The sequence below is a fragment of the Janibacter sp. CoH_79_TC_3 genome, from assembly GCF_058197955.1.
This window is the reverse complement of the sequence record NZ_JBXWIV010000101.1, coordinates 1-268: the sequence shown is the minus strand read 5'-3', so window position 1 is coordinate 268 and position 268 is coordinate 1. Positions and strand designations below refer to the sequence as shown.

The window sequence follows — 268 nt, the reverse complement described above, 5'->3', positions numbered from 1 at the left end:
GCTTTAGGCATGACAATAAAAAAATTACAGCCAAAATCTAAATTATTACAAAAGATAATAGTAAAAGCAACACAATTAGACCCAGAAAATCGCTATCAATATGTAGAGGAAATTTTAAATGAAATTGAAGATGAATATAAATTTGAGCAAAAACAAAATAAATTGACTTTAAAGCAAATAGAAATAATGTTAAATGATAAATTTAGTTTATTTGAGATACCTATGCCTGTACAAGAAAAAGATTATCCATTTGATTTTAATAAGATAC

1 protein-coding gene is annotated in these 268 nt (G+C 23.9%); it reads left to right on the top strand.

The window, feature by feature from the left end:
* A partial coding sequence (locus AC2FA3_RS15245; protein WP_490510323.1) for a hypothetical protein occupies positions 1-268 on the top strand: 268 nt, incomplete at both ends.